At 57.8% G+C, this 6266-nt stretch carries 6 protein-coding genes; 3 read left to right on the top strand and 3 right to left on the bottom strand.

Annotation, left to right across the window (positions count from 1 at the left end):
* Nucleotides 1-89 precede the first annotated feature (89 nt).
* The gene (locus HY2_RS03275; RefSeq protein ID WP_034824671.1) at nt 90-1037 is read right to left on the bottom strand and encodes a LysR substrate-binding domain-containing protein; all 948 of its coding nucleotides are present in this window, start codon (nt 1035-1037) and stop codon (nt 90-92) included.
* 263 nt (nt 1038-1300) lie between these two features.
* Between HY2_RS03275 and HY2_RS03270 the strand changes: the two genes are divergently transcribed.
* Together HY2_RS03270 and HY2_RS03265 are read left to right on the top strand one after the other, a co-directional pair.
* On the top strand, nt 1301-1969 hold the full coding sequence (locus HY2_RS03270; RefSeq protein ID WP_034824670.1) for a carbonic anhydrase: 669 nt from the start codon (nt 1301-1303) through the stop codon (nt 1967-1969).
* A gap of 29 nt (nt 1970-1998) precedes the next feature.
* The gene (locus tag HY2_RS03265) at nt 1999-3669 is read left to right on the top strand and encodes a SulP family inorganic anion transporter (protein WP_051594663.1); all 1671 of its coding nucleotides are present in this window, start codon (nt 1999-2001) and stop codon (nt 3667-3669) included.
* An 88-nt stretch (nt 3670-3757) separates the two neighbouring features.
* Here HY2_RS03265 and HY2_RS03260 read toward each other — a convergent pair whose 3' ends face one another.
* Nucleotides 3758-4297, bottom strand: a complete 540-nt coding sequence (locus tag HY2_RS03260; RefSeq protein WP_112063284.1) for a DUF421 domain-containing protein — start codon at nt 4295-4297, stop codon at nt 3758-3760.
* A gap of 367 nt (nt 4298-4664) precedes the next feature.
* On the opposite strand from HY2_RS03260, the gene rpoH reads away from it, so the two are divergent.
* Nucleotides 4665-5579 carry an RNA polymerase sigma factor RpoH gene (gene rpoH, locus HY2_RS03255; RefSeq protein ID WP_034824669.1) on the top strand — a complete coding sequence of 305 codons (915 nt, stop codon included), beginning with the start codon at nt 4665-4667 and terminating at the stop codon, nt 5577-5579.
* A 77-nt stretch (nt 5580-5656) separates the two neighbouring features.
* Here rpoH and HY2_RS03250 read toward each other — a convergent pair whose 3' ends face one another.
* Nucleotides 5657-6190 (bottom strand): hypothetical protein, encoded by a 534-nt coding sequence (locus tag HY2_RS03250; protein WP_034824667.1) that lies wholly within the window; start codon nt 6188-6190, stop codon nt 5657-5659.
* Between the last annotated feature and the right edge of the window lie 76 nt (nt 6191-6266).

Genomic DNA, 6266 nt, shown 5'->3' with positions numbered 1-6266 from the left:
TATATCCCGGCACGGAGGGGTGTCGGAAAACTATTTTGAATCTTCAGAAATTACGACAGATCGCAACCCGAAAATGTGGGATAAGCAGCTCAATCCCGCCGTGGGCGATGCCCCGCGGGCGGCGTTGTTTCATGTTTTAGAAGATCACCCGCCACATCCCGAAAAACCAGCCCCATGGACTGGATCGCTTCGCCCAGCGGGGAGCCCTTTCGCCAGATCAGGCTGACATCCCGACTGGCCAATTTGTGCTTTAGCGGGCGAACAACCTGACCGGGATCACGCTGCGCTTCCACAACGGCGTAGAGGTTTGGCAATATAGCCACCCCTGCCCCCATGGCAGACATCTGCCGCACCGCATCCAGCGATGTGCCCTCATATTCCGTGCTCACATGAGCGCCCGCCGCATCAGCCAGCATTTGAATAATGACGCTGAGGCGGTGGCCGAAACCGAGGCTGAGCAATTCCCGGCCTTTCAGGGCCTCAATCCCAATCGGCCCCTTCGCCTGCGACAGGACATCTTCCTGCGCGGCGCAGACATAGAGGGTCTCTTGATAAAGCGGCATACTGGCCGCACCAACATGGTCTTCCGCTGTGGAGATGATCATGTCCAGGCGGCCATCATTCAGCTTTTCCTCAAGATCAATCGTGCGCTCTTCCCGTACGCTCATGCGCAGATCGGGGAACAGGCGGTGCAGTTCCTTGACCGCGCTGGGCAGAAGATAGGGCCCAATGGTGGGTACTGTGCCAAGGCGATAGCGACCGGCCACGGGTCCACCGGACTGACGGGCAATGGTTTTCAGGTCTTCCAGTTGGGTGAGAATGGCGCGGGCATGCTGGACCACTTCCTCCCCGATCGGTGTGAGGAAAGCGCCATGACGCCCCCGTTCGATCAAGATGGTGCCGAGATGATCCTCCGCAGCCTGAATTTGTGCCGACAGGCTGGGCTGGGAGACATTCAACTTGCGGGCCGCTTCATGGAACTTTCCCGTTTCGGCCACAGCGACGATATATTGCAACTGACGAAGGGTGGGCCGCATAAGAGATATCCTGAAATTTTAATAGGGAAAAACTATTGAAGTGTGAGCATCTTTTTATTGGAACTATCTAATCCAAGCGTCAAGTATGAGACCCAATGAACGGAACCTCGTTGTGACAGCCCTGTCTATTCCCTGCAGAAGTGCTTGCCGCTGTTACAGCGAGGTGACTCGTTCTGCCGTCGATCCACCGTAGACGGATCTCCTGCCCCTCCTTCACATCATACCGTTTCAGTTCACCTCACACGCATCGAAAGGGCTTTCGTATGCCACGCTTTGCTGCGGGCGTTATCCGCTTCCAGACCAATATCTTTCCCGACAAACAGGACCTCTTTGAAGAGTTGAGCCAGGGCCAGTCACCCGAGGCCCTGTTCATCACCTGCGCCGATTCTCGCATCGAGACCGGCCTGATCACACAGAGCGAACCCGGCCAGTTGTTCAGCTGCCGTAATGCCGGTAACATCGTTCCGCCCCACACCGAACATACAGGCGGAATGACAGCCTCCATCGAATATGCCGTGGCCGTTCTGAATGTGCCGCATATCGTGATCTGCGGGCATACCGAGTGCGGTGCCATGAAAGGCGCAATGGACATGGACGGCCTGACCGGCCTGCCCCATGTGCGCAAATGGCTCGGCTATTCCCAGGCCGCCGTGGACATTGTGAACGAGATTGCCCCTGATGCCTCCGATGACGAGCGCATGCGCATGCTGATCGAACAGAATGTGCTGATCCAGCTGCAGCATTTGAAAACGCACCCAAGCGTCGCCAAGCGCCTCGCCAAGGGCGATCTGGAACTTCATGGCTGGGTCTATGACATCAAAACCGGCGCAGTGGATGCCTATGACGACGCTGAGAATACATTCGTACACGTCGATGCACGCTATGCCGAGCAGATTGCCAAGCTGGCCAGCGAGCATGAGTGCGCAGCCTGACACATTCACACTGATCATGGGGGGTTACCATGTCTTCAGCCACTAAAGGGGCGTCGCAATCCCGCGACGCCTACTTCGATTTTTCAAACCTCAAAGGCGATCTGTTTGGCGGTCTGACAGCAGGCATCGTCGCCTTGCCCTTGGCGCTGGCCTTTGGTGAGGCTTCCGGTGCGGGTCCCATTGCAGGCCTTTGGGGCGCCATCTTCGTCGGTTTCTTTGCCGCCCTGTTCGGGGGAACAGGCTCTCAGGTTTCCGGCCCGACCGGCCCGATGGTGGTGGTCTTTGCCGGACTTTACGCCGCGCTTGGCGGCAATCCGGGCCTTGTATTCGCGGCTGCGGTGCTGGCCGGCCTGATGCAGATAGCCTTCGGATTGCTGCGCTTTGGCCAATATGTGAAACTTGTGCCGTACCCGGTAATTTCAGGTTTCATGAGCGGTATCGGTGTGATCATCATCGCGCTGCAGCTGGCCCGGCTGTTCGGGCATGAGCCGGATGGTGGCGGCACAATCCCAGCCTTTACGGCCGTGCCGCACGCGCTGGCCAATCCGAACCTCGTCGCCCTTGGCATTGCCACGCTGACCCTGGCCATCGTGTTCACCTGGCCAAAGAGGCTGGCCAGCATCGTGCCAGGTCCGCTGGTGGCATTGGTGGTTGGCACGCTGGTCAGCCTATTCATTCCGGGCGCGCCTATTCTGGGGGAGATCCCGACCGGCTTTCCGGACTTTGTGGTCCCGACCTTTGATACCAGCACCTTGCTGATCGTTTTGGAAGCGGCCTTTATCCTGGCCGTGCTAGGCTCAATCGACAGCCTGCTGACATCTTTGGTAGCAGACAACATGACCCGCACACGCCACAAATCCGACAAGGAACTGGTTGGCCAGGGCATTGGTAATGCGCTGGGCGGTTTCTTCGGCGCAATTCCGGGCGCAGGCGCAACCATGCGGACCGTGATCAATATCCGTTCCGGTGGCCGGACACGGATTTCCGGCATGACGCATGCGGCTGTGCTGTTGGCCATCGTGATCAGCCTGGGGCCGCTTGCCTCAAAGATCCCGCACGCTGTGCTGGCGGGTATCCTGGTGAAGGTGGGAATCGACACGATCGACTTTTCTTACCTGAAGCGCGCCCATAAAGGTCCGCGCTGGGATCTGGCCCTAATGGTGCTGGTGCTGGGCCTGACCGTGTTCGTGGACCTGATCACCGCTGTGGCTGTTGGCGTTGTTCTAGCCGCTCTGGCCTTCATCAAGAAGCTGGCCGACGATCAGATTGCCGCTGTGGGAGAGGCGGCTCCGCGTCAGTCCAGCGAGGAAGAAGTCAACATGCTGAGCCGCGCCGGTGGCCGCGTGATGCTGTTCGACTTTGGCGGCCCGCTGAGCTTCGGGGCCGCCGCCGACCTTGGCCATCATGTGCGCAGCCGCGCAGGCAACAAGGTCGAGATCATCATCCTGGACTTTGCCCGCGTGCCATTCCTGGACGTGTCTGCCGTCACCGCAGTGGAGACGATCATTGAAGACGCCGAGGACAATGGCCGTGAAGTCTATTTCAGCGGCATGAGTACCCATGTAGCGCAGCTGCTGGAAAAATTCGCCGCGCCGAACGTGCCGGGCCAAGAAGAGACACGCTTCTCCTCACGTCTGGAAGCTCTCGACACAGCGCTGGACCGGCTGCGCGCAAAGGGAGCGCCTGTGCCGGCCGAGTAACCCGCTCCAAAACGAGAAACGACCTCGTAAACTTGCCCCCGCATGGCCTTCTTTCTCTCGGCCATGTGGGGGCTTTTTTAAGGCAGGCCTATCCCTTCGGCACACCGGCGACCGTGGCGGAAATTTCTTCCGGGGCGACATCCTTGTCGGAGCGCGCGATCACGCTGAACGAGGCGTCGGCCTCAAGGATGACGGATTCGGCCTCTTCCACATTGGTGATGCCGTTTTCGCGCAGGGCCGAGAGCACTTCCGGCTTTGTGAGGCGCTCCTGCCGGATATTGTCGTCCAGAAATTTTCCCTTGTAGACGAGCAGGCGCGGCTGGGCCTTCACGATTCCGGCAAATGCCTGACTGCGTGCCAGGATGAAGGTGAGGATCCACTGGATCAGCAATAACAGGCCGATGGCGAACAGGGCCTCAAGAATGGTGAGAGACGAACTCGTCACGCCAGCCGCAGCGATAGAGCCGAGCGCCACACTGACCACCCAGTCGAAATTGTTCATCTGGGAGGTGGAACGCTTTCCCGCGAGGCGGATGAAGGCGATAATGCTGAGATAGATGATCGGCGCTGCCATGGCGATGCGAGCCATATCCTGCCAGCCATCATAGAAGACGCTTGAGACATCCATTTTGGCCCTCCCCCGTCGCATAGCGACGCAATTGTTGTGCAGACATGCAGAGTCGCCTGTCTGCCCGTTCCTCTTCCTGATCAACAAGTCGTGAGCGTGCAGGTTCCACGTTCTGGGAATCGGAATGTTCCCAGCCCTCCCCAAAGACGCGAGACCATTCATGAAACCTGGTTAATCAATGTCTTGAAACTGCCCAGAGATCTTCCATATCCCGGTCGTAATTCTTACTTATGTTATTCCGTGATGACATTCATGCGGATTACCGGGGGCGACGTCGCCGCAAAGCGGGACTAAACGTCTCCAGGAAACCTGACAGCCGGAACGACTGCCGCATAGCGGGGTTGGTCTGCAAAGGAGGATACAGAATATGGCGAACAAGATTTCCGCCAGCGCAAACATCACGCTCAGCCCCGAACAGGGCCTGAGCCGGTATCTCACCGAAATTCGCAAGTTCCCGATGCTTGAGAAGAATGAGGAATTCATGCTCGCACGGCGCTGGCGCGAGGATGAAGATACGCAAGCGGCCGAAAAGATGGTGACCTCTCACCTGCGTCTCGTTGCGAAAATCGCAATGGGCTATCGCGGTTATGGCCTGCCTATGGCCGAAGTGATCTCAGAAGGCAATGTCGGTCTTATGCAGGCCGTGAAGAAATTCGACCCGGACAAGGGCTTCCGCCTGGCGACCTATGCCATGTGGTGGATCCGCGCCGCGATCCAGGAATATATCCTGCGCAGCTGGAGTCTTGTGAAACTCGGCACGACGGCCGCACAGAAAAAGCTGTTCTTCAATCTGCGCCGCCTGAAGGGCGAAATGCAGGCCCTTGATGAAGGGGATTTGAAGCCGGAACAGGCCCGGCTGATCGCTGAAAAGTTGAACGTCACCGAGGATGAAGTGTATTCAATGAACGGACGCATGTCCGGCTCCGATGCCTCCCTCAATGTGCCGATGGGCACAGATGGCGATATGGAGTGGCAGGACTGGTTGGCCGATGATGAGCCGAACCAGGCCAGCGAATTTGCCGACCAGCAGGAATTCGATGCCCGCATGGAATTGCTAACGGCGGCAATGGAAGACTTGAATGAGCGTGAGCGTCATATCCTGACCGAACGCCGCTTGTCGGAAGAGCCAAAGACGCTGGAAGAACTCTCTGAGGTCTACAATGTCTCGCGCGAGCGTATCCGCCAGATTGAAGTACGCGCGTTCGAGAAACTGCAAAAGGCCATGAAGCGCATGGCCAAGGATCAGGGCCTGCCGGTCAACCCCGGTGCGGCAATGAACTGATCAGGAAAGATTCAGAGGCACGGGACCGGGAAGGTTCCGTGCCGGTTTTGCCACTCTGGCCCAGACTGCCGGGACCTTTAATCTGCGGCGCCCTGACCATTGGCCTTCCCGATCACAACATCCTTGATATTCCAAAGACGTTTCTTGTCTGACCAAAGGGTCAGCAGGCACCCTTCTACTTTGTCACGGCTTGCAGATGGGATATCTGCCCGCTCCACTTCAAATTTCGAAAAGCATAGAATATCTCCCGAGCTGGCCGCTGGCGGAATACTCTCACAGATGCCCACGTCGTCTTGGCGCTCAGCAAAACTGGGTGTGCGCACATAAGTGCAGAGAGGATCGCTGAGCGATTGGCCCTCCTTCGGGCTGATGCCGTTATGAAAAATTCTGGCCTTTTCCAGGCTGGCCGGGTGGAGTGGAAGGTCACGCCTCTCCGCTGCATTGTGCTCTCCGAGGGCCACGTTCAGCTCAGCCTGCAGCACGGCGACCTTTTGCAAGGCGCGAGCATGATAGTTGGAGCGCCAAAGCCCCAGAGCCAGAACTGCCACGACAAGACCAACAGCAACGATCGCTGCCGGATGCTCTCGCAATTGATTAGCTATGTATTTCATGGGCCCCCATAGCCCCCTTCAATATCCGCCATGCAGGCTTCTACGCGATACTATCTATCTTTGATAGATAGTGAAT

Origin of the sequence: Hyphomonas pacifica (genome assembly GCF_000682675.1) — a bacterium.
Classification (GTDB): domain Bacteria; phylum Pseudomonadota; class Alphaproteobacteria; order Caulobacterales; family Hyphomonadaceae; genus Hyphomonas; species Hyphomonas pacifica.
The sequence above is the reverse complement of the archived record's forward strand: the minus strand, read 5'-3'. Positions and strand labels throughout refer to the sequence as shown.

What these genes read in the sequence shown, in the direction of transcription:
- HY2_RS03250 (WP_034824667.1), bottom strand. Translation starts at nt 6,190, where the DNA reads ATGAAATACATAGCTAATCAATTGCGAGAGCATCCGGCAGCGATCGTT.
- HY2_RS03275 (WP_034824671.1), bottom strand. Translation starts at nt 1,037, where the DNA reads ATGCGGCCCACCCTTCGTCAGTTGCAATATATCGTCGCTGTGGCCGAA.
- HY2_RS03270 (WP_034824670.1), top strand. Translation starts at nt 1,301, where the DNA reads ATGCCACGCTTTGCTGCGGGCGTTATCCGCTTCCAGACCAATATCTTT.
- rpoH (WP_034824669.1), top strand. Translation starts at nt 4,665, where the DNA reads ATGGCGAACAAGATTTCCGCCAGCGCAAACATCACGCTCAGCCCCGAA.
- HY2_RS03265 (WP_051594663.1), top strand. Translation starts at nt 1,999, where the DNA reads ATGTCTTCAGCCACTAAAGGGGCGTCGCAATCCCGCGACGCCTACTTC.
- HY2_RS03260 (WP_112063284.1), bottom strand. Translation starts at nt 4,297, where the DNA reads ATGGATGTCTCAAGCGTCTTCTATGATGGCTGGCAGGATATGGCTCGC.